General features: G+C 31.2%; 16 protein-coding genes and 1 pseudogene. 10 read left to right on the top strand and 7 right to left on the bottom strand.

Annotated elements, in window-relative coordinates:
- Positions 1-334: 334 nt before the first annotated feature.
- Positions 335-544 carry a hypothetical protein gene (locus tag CD111_RS07705; protein ID WP_095085705.1) on the top strand — a complete coding sequence of 70 codons (210 nt, stop codon included), beginning with the start codon at positions 335-337 and terminating at the stop codon, positions 542-544.
- An 18-nt stretch (positions 545-562) separates the two neighbouring features.
- On the opposite strand, the pseudogene CD111_RS07700 reads toward CD111_RS07705, so the two are convergent.
- Positions 563-901 (bottom strand): annotated as a pseudogene (locus CD111_RS07700) (protein rep); the annotation flags it as partial.
- Positions 902-1,119: 218 nt separating this feature from the next.
- On the opposite strand from CD111_RS07700, the gene CD111_RS12445 reads away from it, so the two are divergent.
- Both CD111_RS12445 and CD111_RS07695 read left to right on the top strand, forming a co-directional pair.
- The gene (locus CD111_RS12445; protein WP_158245685.1) at positions 1,120-1,260 is read left to right on the top strand and encodes a hypothetical protein; all 141 of its coding nucleotides are present in this window, start codon (positions 1,120-1,122) and stop codon (positions 1,258-1,260) included.
- A 12-nt stretch (positions 1,261-1,272) separates the two neighbouring features.
- Entirely contained in the window at positions 1,273-1,611 is a 339-nt protein-coding gene (locus CD111_RS07695; RefSeq protein ID WP_095085700.1) for a hypothetical protein, read from the top strand.
- Positions 1,612-2,011: 400 nt separating this feature from the next.
- Here the strand turns inward: CD111_RS07695 and CD111_RS07690 are convergent, their stop codons facing one another.
- Positions 2,012-2,374, bottom strand: a complete 363-nt coding sequence (locus tag CD111_RS07690) for a DUF488 domain-containing protein (RefSeq protein ID WP_308629185.1) — start codon at positions 2,372-2,374, stop codon at positions 2,012-2,014.
- Between the two features lie 136 nt (positions 2,375-2,510).
- Between CD111_RS07690 and CD111_RS07685 the strand changes: the two genes are divergently transcribed.
- Positions 2,511-4,466 (top strand): fructose-1,6-bisphosphatase, encoded by a 1,956-nt coding sequence (locus tag CD111_RS07685; protein ID WP_095085697.1) that lies wholly within the window; start codon positions 2,511-2,513, stop codon positions 4,464-4,466.
- A gap of 71 nt (positions 4,467-4,537) precedes the next feature.
- Here the strand turns inward: CD111_RS07685 and CD111_RS07680 are convergent, their stop codons facing one another.
- Both CD111_RS07680 and CD111_RS07675 read right to left on the bottom strand, forming a co-directional pair.
- The gene (locus CD111_RS07680) at positions 4,538-5,341 is read right to left on the bottom strand and encodes a glutamate racemase (protein WP_095085695.1); all 804 of its coding nucleotides are present in this window, start codon (positions 5,339-5,341) and stop codon (positions 4,538-4,540) included.
- Between the two features lie 17 nt (positions 5,342-5,358).
- Positions 5,359-5,754 carry an acyl-CoA thioesterase gene (locus tag CD111_RS07675; RefSeq protein WP_095085692.1) on the bottom strand — a complete coding sequence of 132 codons (396 nt, stop codon included), beginning with the start codon at positions 5,752-5,754 and terminating at the stop codon, positions 5,359-5,361.
- Between the two features lie 161 nt (positions 5,755-5,915).
- Between CD111_RS07675 and CD111_RS07670 the strand changes: the two genes are divergently transcribed.
- Positions 5,916-6,308 carry a GtrA family protein gene (locus CD111_RS07670; RefSeq protein WP_095085689.1) on the top strand — a complete coding sequence of 131 codons (393 nt, stop codon included), beginning with the start codon at positions 5,916-5,918 and terminating at the stop codon, positions 6,306-6,308.
- 30 nt (positions 6,309-6,338) lie between these two features.
- Entirely contained in the window at positions 6,339-7,124 is a 786-nt protein-coding gene (locus CD111_RS07665) for a putative hydro-lyase (RefSeq protein ID WP_095085687.1), read from the top strand.
- A gap of 66 nt (positions 7,125-7,190) precedes the next feature.
- Here CD111_RS07665 and CD111_RS07660 read toward each other — a convergent pair whose 3' ends face one another.
- Both CD111_RS07660 and CD111_RS07655 read right to left on the bottom strand, forming a co-directional pair.
- Positions 7,191-8,033: a tryptophan 2,3-dioxygenase gene (locus tag CD111_RS07660; protein WP_095085685.1), complete on the bottom strand. Its 843-nt coding sequence runs from the start codon at positions 8,031-8,033 to the stop codon at positions 7,191-7,193.
- Positions 8,033-8,656 carry a cyclase family protein gene (locus CD111_RS07655; RefSeq protein ID WP_095085682.1) on the bottom strand — a complete coding sequence of 208 codons (624 nt, stop codon included), beginning with the start codon at positions 8,654-8,656 and terminating at the stop codon, positions 8,033-8,035. Before CD111_RS07655 ends, CD111_RS07660 begins: the two co-directional genes overlap by 1 nt.
- A 261-nt stretch (positions 8,657-8,917) precedes the next feature.
- Here CD111_RS07655 and adhP point away from each other — a divergent pair, with 261 nt between their 5' ends.
- On the top strand, positions 8,918-9,937 hold the full coding sequence (adhP, locus tag CD111_RS07650) for an alcohol dehydrogenase AdhP (RefSeq protein WP_095085679.1): 1,020 nt from the start codon (positions 8,918-8,920) through the stop codon (positions 9,935-9,937).
- A gap of 220 nt (positions 9,938-10,157) precedes the next feature.
- Here the strand turns inward: adhP and isaB are convergent, their stop codons facing one another.
- Positions 10,158-10,679, bottom strand: a complete 522-nt coding sequence (gene isaB, locus CD111_RS07645) for an immunodominant staphylococcal antigen IsaB family protein (protein WP_095085676.1) — start codon at positions 10,677-10,679, stop codon at positions 10,158-10,160.
- A gap of 613 nt (positions 10,680-11,292) precedes the next feature.
- Here isaB and CD111_RS07640 point away from each other — a divergent pair.
- From CD111_RS07640 to CD111_RS07630, 3 genes are all read left to right on the top strand, one after another.
- Positions 11,293-11,997 carry a transglycosylase family protein gene (locus CD111_RS07640; RefSeq protein ID WP_095085673.1) on the top strand — a complete coding sequence of 235 codons (705 nt, stop codon included), beginning with the start codon at positions 11,293-11,295 and terminating at the stop codon, positions 11,995-11,997.
- 286 nt (positions 11,998-12,283) lie between these two features.
- Positions 12,284-13,027, top strand: a complete 744-nt coding sequence (locus CD111_RS07635; RefSeq protein WP_095085670.1) for a glycerophosphodiester phosphodiesterase family protein — start codon at positions 12,284-12,286, stop codon at positions 13,025-13,027.
- A gap of 17 nt (positions 13,028-13,044) precedes the next feature.
- On the top strand, positions 13,045-14,331 hold the full coding sequence (locus CD111_RS07630) for an MFS transporter (protein WP_095085668.1): 1,287 nt from the start codon (positions 13,045-13,047) through the stop codon (positions 14,329-14,331).
- The last annotated feature ends 42 nt before the right edge of the window (positions 14,332-14,373 follow it).

Here is a 14,373-nt window from a genome sequence, read left to right as displayed (position 1 = left end):
TAAAGAAAGCTAATCCATATTTTTCGGATTAGCTTTCTTTTCATTATTATAATAATTTTTTCATAAAACACCCTCCTTTTTATAGTTAAGATTATTATAAAATCTTAACTATAAAAATTAATAAAGGAAATATGGAAAAACTATACAATGTCATTACAACTACTCTAATATTAATTTCTTTAACAATCATTTTCACTAGTTTGCCTTTTTATCAAGACAGCAAAAACTTTTTTAAACCCTAAAAATGAACTGAAAAATCAAGGTCGTTTTTTGTTAAAATTTTAGACAATCAATATTTATGATAAAATAAATTTTAATAAACAGGGGTGATATAATGAAAAAAATTATTCTTAATAGTTTACTAGTAATGATACTTTTATTCTTTATATTCAATATTCTTGTAATCTTTAACTTAATCAACTTCACTACAGACTACTCATCAAGAATTTACAGCCTAGTTATTATTGTATTCACGATATTAAACTTAATATACTTCAAACTAAAAGAAAAAGAAGAGAAAAAGGAAGAAGATAGACATCAATAATGATGTCTATCTTCTTTTTCATAAACTTATTTTTTTATTCATATTTTTCGACTTAATGTCATCAATCATGCGATGATTCAATTTTCTTTTTTCTTGTTCTGTTAAATCATGAAGCTCACTCGCTAAATATTCATTTTGTTTCCAAATATAAAAAATTTGATAGATATATTCAGTCGGATCAATCTCTTTTAAATAATCTAAATCGCCATTTTCCAATAACTTACTCGTCTCATTTAATAATCCCGAACACACTAATACCTGCTTACCTTTTAAAGAATGATAATACGCGTCGAACACTTTTTGAACATGAACTTGTGTTATTACTGGCATACCTGTAACATCACGCCATAAATTTAACATAAATCCAACAAAATAAAGCCAAAAGTAATATGAAAATAAAAACGGAAATATTTATAATTATTTTTACCATTTCATTAGAATTAAAGAATCCATTAAAACAAACAATAACAGCTAAAACTATCAAAATCACCTGAATATTTTTATATAATTTTTCCAAAAAATAACCTCTCTTTTATGTTAGTATAATATTATAAATGATAAGTATTAATAAAAAAATGTCGAATTCAATAGCTGATGCTATAGAAGATGCCGGAGCAATGATTCATGGTGAAATTTATCAATCTTTACTTTCTGCAGGAGTTCCACAAACTTATGCTACAAATATAGCTTGGGCTATAGACACATTTTTACTCTAAAGGAGAATTTTTTTGGAAAACAATCAATACAAATTATTATTAGACGAAATTGAAAAATTAAAATTTCACAACACTAGCTTACTAACGCTTATTGGACTTCTACATACTGAGGATATGAAAGAACCTACAATCCAGGAGACTGTAGTTTTGTTTGATTTATCTAAAAAAGACTTAAGAGAGTTCTCTACACTAATAAAAAACTATAACGGTAATAATTTTGCTTTAGAACAAAAAGCTTTAAAAATTAATCCTATTTTCAAAAGAAGAAATATAATTTCTATTTTAAAGTCATTTATTATTTCTGAAATGTTCCAAGAAAAAAGTCAAGAAATACTAAATTCTTATGAATAATATTTATTCCAATTTTCTTTTTGAACAGAAACTTTGAACCTTAAAAACCCAAAAGCGTGTCAAGCGCTCGGTTTATTTTAAGGTTCTTTTTTTAAAAGAGTTTTCTCAGCATAAAGGACACCAAACATTTTATTCATCACCTAGCCTATTTTCAAAATGAATAACATTTAATGTTTGCCATTACATACCCATCTCTCAAATTCTATACGATCTTATTAAATCTACAATCTTTTAAAAAGAGATTCTCCAAGATTTCCCTATTTCGATTTTAAATTCTCAAATCGTTTTTTTAACACTTTACATTTATCACTAGAAATCGGTAGCGGTTCATTTATTACAAGCGAACAAACTATAAAAGAATTAAAAGGATAGTATTTTGCATTTTTTATTTAATTTAATTTCAAATGCACTCATTTAATATTTCTTTTAATATCACAACATGATTGTATGTCTCGTCTTTTGCGGCATAAATTAAGGTTATATCCTGATTGGATTCTTTCATAATATGTTTAATGGTATCAAGAGCATCTTTTTGTGCGCCAGATTGTAATTCTTGTTTATACTTTTTCTTAAAGTCTTCAAATTTATCAGGATCATGGTTAAACCATTTTCTTAATTCGGTTGTAGGTCCGACTTGCTTTTCCCAATAATCTAATGCTGCCTTTTCCTTAGAAATACCTCTCGGCCAAACTCTATCAACCAATATACGAATTCCATCATCGTGTGCATCATTATATACTCGTTTCATTTGAACCTTCACCATCTTCAACTCCTTTATTTACCTTTTTTATACAATACCCTAATGTATTTTCTATAATGACTAAACAATCAAATGTGATATACTATATTATAATTCGTATGTAATATTTAAACATCATTTAGTGACTGGAGTGTATAGGATGACTGAACTAAATAATAATTATTTAAAAGAAAAATATTTGGATTTATTAGCTGAAAAGTTTGATGAAGAGGAAAAAGTTGCAACTGAAATAATCAACTTGGAATCTATATTAGACCTACCTAAAGGAACTGAACACTTTGTCAGTGATTTACATGGCGAATATCATGCATTTCAACATGTCTTACGAAATGGTTCTGGAAATGTTCGTGCTAAGATTAACGACATCTTTAAAGAAACACATTCTGAAGAACATATTAGTGAACTTGCAGCACTCGTTTATTATCCTGAAGAAAAACTCAAGCTTATTAAAAATCAATTCGAGTCTAAAGAAGCTTTAGATGATTGGTATATCGAAACTATACAACAACTTATTCATCTCGTTTCATATGCTTCTAGTAAATACACACGTTCTAAATTACGCAAAGCTTTGCCTAAACAATTTGTATACATAATAGAAGAGTTGCTTTATAAAAGTAACGTTTATAATAATAAGAAAACATACTACGAAACTATTCTCCAAAAAGTTAATTCTTTAGGTCAATCGGATAAATTGATTATTGGTTTAGCCTACTCTATCCAAAGACTTGTCGTAGATCATCTTCACGTCGTTGGTGACATTTATGATCGTGGCCCTGAACCGGATAAAATTATGGAAACACTTATTAATTATCATTCTGTAGACATTCAATGGGGTAATCATGATGTACTTTGGATAGGTGCTTTTGCTGGGTCTAAAGTATGTTTAGCTAACATCTTAAGAATATGCGCAAGATACGATAATTTAGACATTATTGAAGATGGTTATGGCATTAATTTAAGACCTTTAGTTAATCTAGCCGAAAAATATTATGAAGATAACCCAGCATTCTATCCAAAACAACGATCTGATAAAGCATTAGCTGACGATGAGAAATTACAAATTACAAAAATTCATCAAGCGATTGCGATTATTCAATTTAAACTAGAAGCTCCTATTATTAAGCGTAGACCTTCGTTTGATATGGAAGAGAGATTAGTATTAGAAAAAGTTGATTATCAAAACCAAGAAATAACGATTTATGGTCAAACATATTCATTGGAAAACACGTGTTTCCAAACTGTTGATCCAACGAATCCTGCTCAATTAACTGAAGAAGAGGAAGAAGTAATCAATAAATTGTTACTTTCAGTTCAAGAATCAGAAAAACTAAAACGCCATATGAATTTCTTAATGAAAAAAGGAAACCTATATTTACGATACAACGGTAACTTATTAATTCACGGTTGTATCCCAGTAGATGAAAATGGCAACATGGAAGAAATGGAGATAGACGGTAACTATTACAATGGTAGAGAACTACTTGACCAGTTTGAACGTCATTTAAGAACATCGTTTATTCATAAAGATAAAACTGATGACTTATCTACGGACTTAATTTGGTATTTATGGACAGGTAAATATTCATCACTATTTGGTAAACGTGCCATGACGACTTTTGAAAGATACTTCATTTCAGATAAAGCATCACATAAAGAAGAAAAGAATCCTTACTACTATTTAAGAGAAGACAATGACATGTGTCGTAAAATGTTAGAAGAATTTGATTTAGATCCAGAACAAGGTCGCATTATAAATGGACATACACCAGTTAAAGAAAAAGAAGGCGAAAATCCAATTAAAGCTAACGGAAAGATGATTGTTATTGATGGAGGATTTTCTAAAGCATATCAATCTACAACTGGAATAGCCGGATATACCCTATTATATAATTCATTCGGTATGCAACTTGTTGCTCATAAACGATTTGGCACTAAAGAAAACGTACTAAACAATGGTGCAGATGAATTATCTGTAAGACGTGTTGTTGATGAAGAATTAGAAAGAAAAAAAGTTCGTGACACAAATACTGGTGCCAAATTACAGGAAGAAATCAAAATGTTACAAGAACTGATGTCATATCGATATATAGACTAATCATTGCTATCGAAATAAGAAAAGAACTTATGAATCAACATAAATGTTGGTTCATAAGTTCTTTTCTTCTATTATATATGTACTTCTTCTAATTCTAGTTCTATATTTAATTTGTTCAACATTTCATTAAAGCTTTCTAACGTATAAACTTGATTTGTTGTAACAAGTGATTTAATCATACCGCTTCCTTCTACAGCATACTTCCCTACTTGTTCCACAACCTCAGTACTAGGATCAATAAACATAATATGCGGATATAATTCTTTGAAGTAGCTATATAACCATGGTAAATGAGTAGAAGATAATGTAAACACATCAATTGCTTCATGTTCATCCAGAACATTATCCATAAATGATTTAATCGTTATTAATGTACGATATTTGTCATTCATAAATGCCCCTGTTTCAACTAGTTCGACTAATGATGATGCATTGAATGTATTTATATTTGCATCTGGACTTTTTTCTTCATTAATATAATGCATCACTTCATCTGTTTCTATCATAGATTTTACACCTAATACACCAATTTCTTTAGTAGAAGATTTCTCGATAGCTTCTTTAATTGGTGGATACACACCTATAATATCTGTTTCAAATTCTGTTTGTATGTCCGGCAATATTGTCACAGAAGGCGCATTTGATGCTACTACAATCAAGCTAGGCAGCCATGTCTCTAAATACTTTAATGTATTCCTTAATATCACTGCTAATTCATCGTTTGTTTTATTTCCATATGGAAAGGAATTTCGGTCAGCTAAATATATAATATCTTGCTTTGGAAATTCTTTCTTTAACAATTCAACAATGGCATAACTACCTATGCCCGCATCAAACACTGCAATCGGTCGGTTTAACTTAAGTTTTGAATTCATATGTAAAGTCCTTTCAATTATAATTTAGTAAATACTTCTGGTAATGGCGCAATTTTCTTTGTTACAACGTTATAGAAACCGCCCTTTTGATATCCTTCACAGTGCACTTTATGATTTGAAATAATTTCGAATTCCAATTCCCATTTCAACTTACTCGTCTTTACTAACCAGCATCGTCCAATAGGTTTATCGTGAATTGTAAGTGGCGCTTTATAATCAACTTCTGTCCTCATCAATATTGGATTAATATCAGCATTCATCATTTCAGATATCGTCATATATTGATTGATAAATGCAGTACGAAGGTCTTCAAACCATCTGACATACACTATGTTACTGACAATACCCATTACATCAATATCATATACTTTAATTTCTATTTCTTGTTCTGCAACTAGTTTTCTTTCTGTCATACTAGACGCTCCTTTACCTAAAATCATGGCACAGACATCATTTTTTATTTTCTCTATTATCTCACTTATTCGGTTTCATTCAAATATCTATTTTTCTTTGTACTTTTCAATGTGAAAGTATACAATTGGATTAACTTGCAACTGAGATAAGGGGCGTTAACATGTACAAGCGTCATGGTGAATTTTTCCGCTTTATTATCGTTGGTGGTATTAACACGATAAATTATTATTGGATTTATTTAGTATTGCTTGAATTAATAAAACTCAATTATTTATTTAGCCATGTGTTTGCATTTTGTTTAAGCTTTGTTATTTCTTATTACTTAAATTGTTATGTTGTTTATCACGTGAAACCAACACTGAAAAAATTTATTCAGTTCCCACTGACACAGATTGTAAACATTGGTTTACAGACTTTGTTATTATTTATTTTTGTTGAATGGTTTAATTTAAGAGAGGTGTTCGCTCCTTTTTTAGGGCTTATCATTACTGTTCCGATAACGTTTATCATTTCAAAGCGAATTCTTAAAGCGAACGAACACACTAATCGTTAAATTAATATTGACTGATCAAGGGGGATATTTATGAATTTACAACTGGCAAAGCCCGATGAAATAAGAAAACAAATTAGAAATGGTGCATTAGACATCCCTACGAGTGGCATGTGTAAAAGCTATGTGCAGGCGAATGTCGTCATTTTACCTTCAAAATACGCATATGATTTTTTGAAATTTTGTTTTAGAAATCCTAAAACCTGTCCTTTATTAGATGTATCCGAAATTGGATCAACATCATTTTCAAAGTACGGAAAAGATGCAGACATCCGTACTGATGTTGGTAAGTATCGACTTTATAAAAACGGGAAATTAGTTGATTCTTATTCAGATATCAAAGCCTTATATACAGATGATATGGTGAGTTTCTTAATTGGTTGTAGTTTCACATTTGAACATGCTTTACTAGAAGCTGGTATTCCCATTAGACATATTGAAGAGAATCATAATGTTCCAATGTATATTACGAATATTCCAGCATCTCCTAGTGGCGTGTTTACAGGGAATATTACGGTCAGTATGAGACCGATGACGATGGCACAAGCAATTAAGGCTACTGAAATCACTTCAAATTTCAAAGAAGTACATGGAACGCCTATTCACATTGGGAACCCAAGTGAAATAGGCATTAGCGACTTAAACACACCTGATTATGGTGAGAAAGTAACGATTAAAGAAAATGAAGTACCTGTATTTTGGGGGTGTGGTGTAACACCTCAATCTGTTGCATTAGATGCTAAACCTGAATTGATGATGACACATGCACCTGGCTATATGTTTATTACAGATGTAAGAGATAGCGAAATGGGAAGTTAATCTATATCACAAATATAAAGACACGTACTTTAAAATCAAATTGATTTTGAAATACGTGTCTTTACATTATAATTCAGTTCTTAGCTCCCATAATTCTGGAAAGAAACTTAAATCAATAACTCGCTTCAAGTAGTTTACACCCGAACTACCGCCTGTCCCCATTTTAAATCCAATAATCCGTTGTACAGTTTTCATATGTCTAAATCTCCATTGACTATATCTATCTTCAACATCTGTTAATTTTTCCAATAACTCGTATAAATCGAAATATTTGTCTGAATTTAAATAAATTTCTTTAAACGCTTCTTTAACGGACTTATTTGGAACATAGTTTTCAGTCACTTTACGATTAAGCACTTCCTCATCAATATTAAATCCTGCTCTATGAACTGCTTTTATAGTCTCATCGTATAAGCTCGGTCTTTCTAATTGTGTTTTTAACTGATTATATATATGTGTATCATTTTCATAAATTTTTAATGCATGTGTTGTCTTATATCCAAGATTAAATTCTATCATTCTATTTTGAAAAGATTGAAATCCTGAAGAATTACCTAAATCATTTCTAAATTTTAGATAATCACTCGGTGTCATAGTCGACAATACTTCCCATACTTGTATAAGCTGTTTTTGAATATTTCCAACTCGAGCTAATTTTTTAAATGCTTGTTTATGTTGATCTACTTTAATGTCTTCACATGCTGAATTAATTTCATGAATAATTAAACTCATCCAAAGTTCTGAAACTTGGTGGACAATGATGAATAGTTTTTCATCATGTGCATCAGTTAAAGTATGTTGTGCAGATAAAATTTTATCCAAACCTAAGTACTCACTATAAGTCATATCTTCTGTGAAATCTGTTTTTACTGTTTCCCCTTTGATTGTTTCATCTTGAAATTCATTCATCAAAACTCCCCTTTCTTATTAATGACAGCTCTTATTGGTGAGCCGTCTGCACCTTTAATATTTAAGGGCAATCCAATAAAATCATAATAACCACTTGATACATGTTCTAATAATAAATTTTCAATATTAATAATGTTATAGCGATTAAAAGCATGATGATTATTTAACGTTTTCGAATCAATGTCATCTACAGATGCAACATCGATACCGAACACACATACTCCAATAGACGATAAATATTTAATAGCTTCCTCATTTAGAACGGGTACATTCTGTGGAAATATATGTGCGTTAGCTTGCTCTTTCGTTTTTATCATAATAATAGAACCTTTAATATCATAATTTTTCAAAGTATCTGCTGTAATAATGTCTTGATCTAAGATTTCAATTAACGTTGCTTCTCCAATCAGTTTATTGACATCAATTTCATCTATCTTAATCCCATCATCATCGAAATGAAACGGTGCATCCATATGCGTCCCGATATGTGTGCTTGTGGAAATACTACCTATATTGACTGAACCCGTTTCTTCCTTTGTCGCAGAAAATTCAAATCGAAAAGGCTCATCACCTGGCCAATGTGCAATATCATTCGTTAAAGTTTGTGTAATATCAATCCACATAATCATACCCCTTTATTTTTATTATTTATTCAATCATATCGTTTATTACCTTTATTTTACAACTCATAACATCATGTTTGTATAAAGCTATTTTATAAAACTTATGAATCGATATATTTAGCACAAATATTTCTGAACATCCTATTCATCTCCATCGAAATAAAATGTGAATTTATTTCGAATGTTAAATTATCTTATAAAATATTTATTGAATTTGTGATATACTGAACATGAAAAAGAAGTATTAAGGAGGAATAGCATATGAAAGCAATTATTGCAGCATCTGACAAAACAGCTCAAATTATATCTAAGGAAGTACGACCACTGAAATATGGTGAAGCTTTACTTGATATGGAATGCTGTGGCGTTTGTCACACAGATCTACATGTCAAAAATGCAGATTTTGGTGATGTTTCTGGTACTACTCTAGGTCACGAAGGAATCGGTATCGTTAAAGAAATTGGTGAAGGCGTAACAAGTCTGAAAGTAGGAGACCGTGCAAGTGTTGCTTGGTTCTATGCTGGATGTGGTCATTGTGAGTATTGTGTTTCTGGTCGAGAAACATTATGTAGAGAAGTTATAAACGCTGGTTATACTGTTGACGGAGGCATGGCAGAACAATGCATAGTTAAAGCAGATTATGCCGTGAAAGTACCAGACGGTTTATCTTCAGAAGCAGCAAGTAGTATTACTTGTGCAGGAGTAACGACTTATAAAGCCATTAAAGAAGCTCAAATTAAACCCGGAGAATGGCTATTCATTTCTGGGCTTGGTGGACTTGGCAATCTAGCTTTACAATATGCTAAAAATGTATTTAACCATAAAGTCATCGCTGTAGATATCAATGACGACCAACTTGCATTTGCTAAAGAACTTGGAGCAGACATTACATTGAACCCATTGAATTGTAAAGTTTCAGAAGAAATCCAATCATTAACAGGTGGTGCACATGCAGCAGTTGTTACAGCTGTCGCTAAATCTGCATTTAATGAGTCAGTTAATTCAGTACGTGCAGGTGCTCGTATCGTAGCAGTAGGTTTACCATCCGATTCTATGGATTTAAATATTCCACGACTCGTATTAGACGGTATACAAGTTGTAGGTTCACTTGTTGGTACAAGAACAGATCTACAAGAAGCTTTCCAATTCGGAGCTGAAGGAAAAGTCGTTCCGAAATGTGAATTACGTCCTATGGAAGATATCAATGACATCTTTAGTGAGATGGAGCAAGGAAAGTTTACAGGACGTATGGTAATTGATTTTAGAAATAAGACAGAATAAATAAATCTAAAGACCGTAACATTTCTTAACTTAACAAAGAAATGTTACGGTTTTTCTCTTTCCCTATTTGTCACCTCGACCTCAACGTGACAAGTTTGCGCCTTCTATTTGTCATCTCACGCTTAACATGACAAATTCGCGATCTCTATTTGTCAGATTCTGATACTTTTCCTTCATTTATAATAAATTTCTGGTCTTATCAACTAATACCAAATACAAATTACATTCTTGAGCCTATATCTTCACCAATATTCACCGTAGTTACATAGTTATCTTCTATTGTGAAAATGATAATATTACTACCTACAAGGAATTTATAATTTGTTTTATTACCACTTTCTTCTATAGTATAGTTATTTCCATACGCTTTTAATAATTGTGATTTTGAAATGTGATGTCGTTTAACAGGAAATTTAACACTTGCTGCATAATTGAGTTGGCTTGATTTACTTAGATAGAAGTGTTGATCGTATGCTTTTTTATGATTATAGTTATTTCCATCATCAGATTGAGGTTGAACAATCTTGTAACCATTCATTTCGACACCTTTATATTTAATGGCATTTATAAATGTTGAATCCAGTACAAATTTTCCATCATGTCCAGTGTTCCCTTTGTATTTATAATATGGCGTAGTCTCAGCATGAACAATTCCCGTATCTGAATGATTAAAATTTATCGTTCCGAATAATCCTCCTAGTGAAATACTAGTTGCAATAAATATTTTCAAAGATTTATTCATATTTATCATCTCCTAAGGTAGTGTAAATCTACTTATAATATTACAATAAGATTACAAACATTGCAAATATATTACACAACGTGATTTAATGCCGTTTTAACGTAATAAAACAGATAATTTTAATTAAAAAAATCGATAATCCCTATAAACATACTCGCCGTAGAGCTGGAATATAATCTGATAAAATAATTAATAATAATTTTTAATCAATATTTTAAATTATTAATTAAAACCAGGAAGTTAATCAATAGTATATAAATACTTAATATATCACTCTGAATTTCAATATTATTTACATTTTTAAAATAATTATAGAAACACAGACTGTTGTGAAAGTATTTCAAGCTCAATTAAATACTAGCATTTTGATTTTAACCAATACGCTAAAACGTATCTTAATGTGTATTATTACAAAGTGTGACATACGTAATTCATTATTACGAAATATCTTTTATATTGTAATCTTTTGTTATTTGACTGTAATTTACAAAGCCTTTATTTATGTTATTGTTGTCTTGTCCCAAATTAAAGGGAAGAATTTTTAACTAACGCAGAAATTATCATCTTAAAATACAATACTAATTAATATAATACTAACGGAGGGTTTTTATTTATGAAAAAAGCATTATTAACATCATCATTAGCAGTAGCAATCGGAGCAACAGGAGTAGCATCATCAAACACAGCGGACGCAGCTGAACAAGACGTTAACAAAGAGCAATTAGCTCAGTTAGCTCAATCAAATTCACCAGAATTAAATGATCATGCTATCCAAGAAGGCGCTTATGACATTAACTTTACTTTAAACGGTTTCGAATATAACTTCGAATCAGATGGTCAAAACTTTACTTGGGAATATCATGCATCAGGTGCAGCTGACACACAAGCTCCTGCAACTCAACAACAACCAGTAGCAGAACAACCAGCAGCTGAACAAACTCCAGCTCCTGCAGCTAATGAGCAAGCGACACAAGCACCACAAGTGGAAGCTCCACAACAACAAGCTCAACAACAAGCACCAAAACAAGAAGCAGCTCCACAACAACAAGCTAAATCTTCAGCTTCTGAAGGTTCAAACGTGAATGTAAATGATCACTTAAAATTAATCGCACAACGTGAATCAGGTGGCGATATCCATGCTGTTAACGCATCATCAGGTGCAGCAGGTAAATACCAATTCTTACAATCAACTTGGGATTCAGTAGCACCTGCACAATATAAAGGTCAACCAGCTTCAAGTGCACCAGAAAATGTACAAGATGCAGCAGCTGTTAAATTATACAACACTGCAGGCGCTTCACAATGGGTTACTGCATAATAAGTAACGAAACAAAATCTTTTTATTCAACTTAAATCCAACGCCCTCGGCAATAGCTGAGGGCGTTTTTATTATATAATTTTTAAAAATATTCTGTATAATATTGTAAACGCTTCCTAATTATTGTAAAATATTGTTAAGTTAATATTCTGGCTTTTGCCCCTTTATTCCATTAAACATTCTGAATTGAGTATTATTGTTTAATGCTTTAATAAAGGGGTTTTTATGTACTATTAAGAGAAAACTATCCGAGAATCATTAACAAATTTCAACCTTAGGAGGACATATGAAAACTATTTTTGCTCACAGAGGTATTCCAGATTTAGCACCTGAGAATACTTTACGTTCATTTAAAGAAGTCATCAAACATCCTGAAGTAAAGTGGTTAGAGTTAGATGTAGCCATCACTGCTGACAAAGAGCTCGTAATTATCCATGATGATTTTTACGATCGCACGACAAATATTAGTGGCGAAGTTAGTAATTCTCAATTCAACCAGCTTAATAATATAGACGCTGGATTTTGGTTTGATGCTTCGTTTAAAAATGAAAAACTACCTACACTTTGGGACGTTATCCATTTTGCGAACTGTCATAAAATAAACCTTAATTTAGAATTAAAAGGTGTAACTGGCGAAAATGGATACGCATTATCAATAACATTTATTAAACTTCTGCAAGAATATATACAAAAATTTAATAAAGATATTGATATCATTATCTCTAGTTTTAATTTCACACTTCTCAAGCTTGCACAACAATATATACCTCATATAAAGAGAGCAGTATTATTTGAAATGCATGCCTTTTATCCTGATTGGAGAACGATTGCTGAATATTGTGGTAGCAACATTATCCACTTAGAAGATAAAAATTTAACTAAAGCATTGATTCATGAAATAAAGTCATCTGGCTACATTTTAAATATTTACACTGTAAATACTTGCGATAGAGCAAACGAACTATTTAATTGGGGAGTTGATGGCATCTTCACAGACAAATGTCATAAATTAAAATACATCTTAGAATAACTACAAGGAGATTTATTATGAACAAAATGATTGATAAATTAGGATTAGAAAATAAACAGGCACTTATTGGATTCTTGTCAGTCATAACTGCCGGTCAATTAATTTATTCCGGATTTGAAGCATTTAAAGGTACATTTTATAATTTATTGTTAGAAGTATTAAACGTAAGTAATGCTGAACTTGGGGCAATATTTGGACTAATTGGTATATCTGTATTCTTTTATATTCCAGGTGGCTGGATAAATAATCGTTTTTCTATTCGTTCTATTTTAATTTTTGGGTTAGCAGTTAGATTTATTACGATGTGTATCATTGTATTTTTCACACCTAGTTTTGCAGTATTAAAAGTGATCGCTGTGATTTGGGGACTCATTGATGCATTCTTTTGGCCAGCAGTATTAAATGGTGTTATCTTCTTTACTGATGACAAGAAGAAGGCTTTAGGCTTTGGTTTACTAGAGTCTATTAGACGCGCACAAGAAATGTTGATGAACCTGTTACTTGTTGGTATTATGGCACTGATTAGTGGTATCATCGTCTTTAAAGGTGGTATGTTCGTTTATAATTTACTCATTATCCCTCTCATCTTACTAATCATCAAATATGTACCTAAAAATGGTATCGCTAAAGAGGACTCAGAAACAACTGTTAATATTTCTCAAAAAGAAAAAGCACTAGACGCACTTAAAGGCTTAGTTTATGTACTATTACAACCAAGAGTTTGGTTAGCATCTGTTAGTGCAATGTCGATTTATTGGTGTTATATCATTTTAATTTATAGTGTACCTTATTTACAAAGTTTGTATAAACTTTCTACTGCACAAACAGCTTTGTTTGGTATTTTGAACACTGGACTCATGGGTGTTTTTATAGGTGTTATCGCTGGTGTTATTTCGGACTTTGTATTTAAATCATCATCAAAAATGATATGTGTCGCTCTATTGTTTTCATCAATCACATTAGCTTGTGTTGTATTTTTTGATACAGGGCTTATTATGAGTATTATTCTAATATTCGCATTTTCGGTGACAACATTTCTTTCAAAAAGTGTTATATTGGCGCCAATTGCTGAATTTAAAATCCCAGAAAAATACACTGGTTCAGCTATGAGCGTTGGTTCATTCACAGCATATGCCCCAATATTTTGGGTTTATACGATGAACGGCTCATTACTTGACCATTATGCAGGCCATGAAATAGATGCCTATAACATTATCTTTAAAATTGGTATTATCGTTGCATTAATTGGTAGTTTTGCTGCGTTGTTGTTGCAACTTTTAAATAAAAAATATAAATCTGCATAAATTTATCCTATACATGTTGGGAGTGGGAAAGAAATCTCATTT

The organism is Mammaliicoccus stepanovicii, from assembly GCF_002902525.1.
Taxonomy (GTDB): domain Bacteria; phylum Bacillota; class Bacilli; order Staphylococcales; family Staphylococcaceae; genus Mammaliicoccus; species Mammaliicoccus stepanovicii.
This window is presented reverse-complemented; position numbering and strand designations above follow the sequence as displayed.

Bases quoted from the DNA above. Each gene is read 5' to 3' on its own strand.
- CD111_RS07675 (WP_095085692.1), bottom strand. From the start codon at position 5,754: ATGACAGAAAGAAAACTAGTTGCAGAACAAGAAATAGAAATTAAAGTA.
- CD111_RS07635 (WP_095085670.1), top strand. From the start codon at position 12,284: ATGAAAACTATTTTTGCTCACAGAGGTATTCCAGATTTAGCACCTGAG.
- CD111_RS07680 (WP_095085695.1), bottom strand. From the start codon at position 5,341: ATGAATTCAAAACTTAAGTTAAACCGACCGATTGCAGTGTTTGATGCG.
- CD111_RS07665 (WP_095085687.1), top strand. From the start codon at position 6,339: ATGAATTTACAACTGGCAAAGCCCGATGAAATAAGAAAACAAATTAGA.
- CD111_RS07670 (WP_095085689.1), top strand. From the start codon at position 5,916: ATGTACAAGCGTCATGGTGAATTTTTCCGCTTTATTATCGTTGGTGGT.
- CD111_RS07655 (WP_095085682.1), bottom strand. From the start codon at position 8,656: ATGTGGATTGATATTACACAAACTTTAACGAATGATATTGCACATTGG.
- CD111_RS07690 (WP_308629185.1), bottom strand. From the start codon at position 2,374: ATGGTGAAGGTTCAAATGAAACGAGTATATAATGATGCACACGATGAT.
- CD111_RS07630 (WP_095085668.1), top strand. From the start codon at position 13,045: ATGAACAAAATGATTGATAAATTAGGATTAGAAAATAAACAGGCACTT.
- CD111_RS07705 (WP_095085705.1), top strand. From the start codon at position 335: ATGAAAAAAATTATTCTTAATAGTTTACTAGTAATGATACTTTTATTC.
- CD111_RS07685 (WP_095085697.1), top strand. From the start codon at position 2,511: ATGACTGAACTAAATAATAATTATTTAAAAGAAAAATATTTGGATTTA.
- adhP (WP_095085679.1), top strand. From the start codon at position 8,918: ATGAAAGCAATTATTGCAGCATCTGACAAAACAGCTCAAATTATATCT.
- CD111_RS12445 (WP_158245685.1), top strand. From the start codon at position 1,120: ATGTCGAATTCAATAGCTGATGCTATAGAAGATGCCGGAGCAATGATT.
- isaB (WP_095085676.1), bottom strand. From the start codon at position 10,679: ATGAATAAATCTTTGAAAATATTTATTGCAACTAGTATTTCACTAGGA.
- CD111_RS07640 (WP_095085673.1), top strand. From the start codon at position 11,293: ATGAAAAAAGCATTATTAACATCATCATTAGCAGTAGCAATCGGAGCA.
- CD111_RS07660 (WP_095085685.1), bottom strand. From the start codon at position 8,033: ATGAATGAATTTCAAGATGAAACAATCAAAGGGGAAACAGTAAAAACA.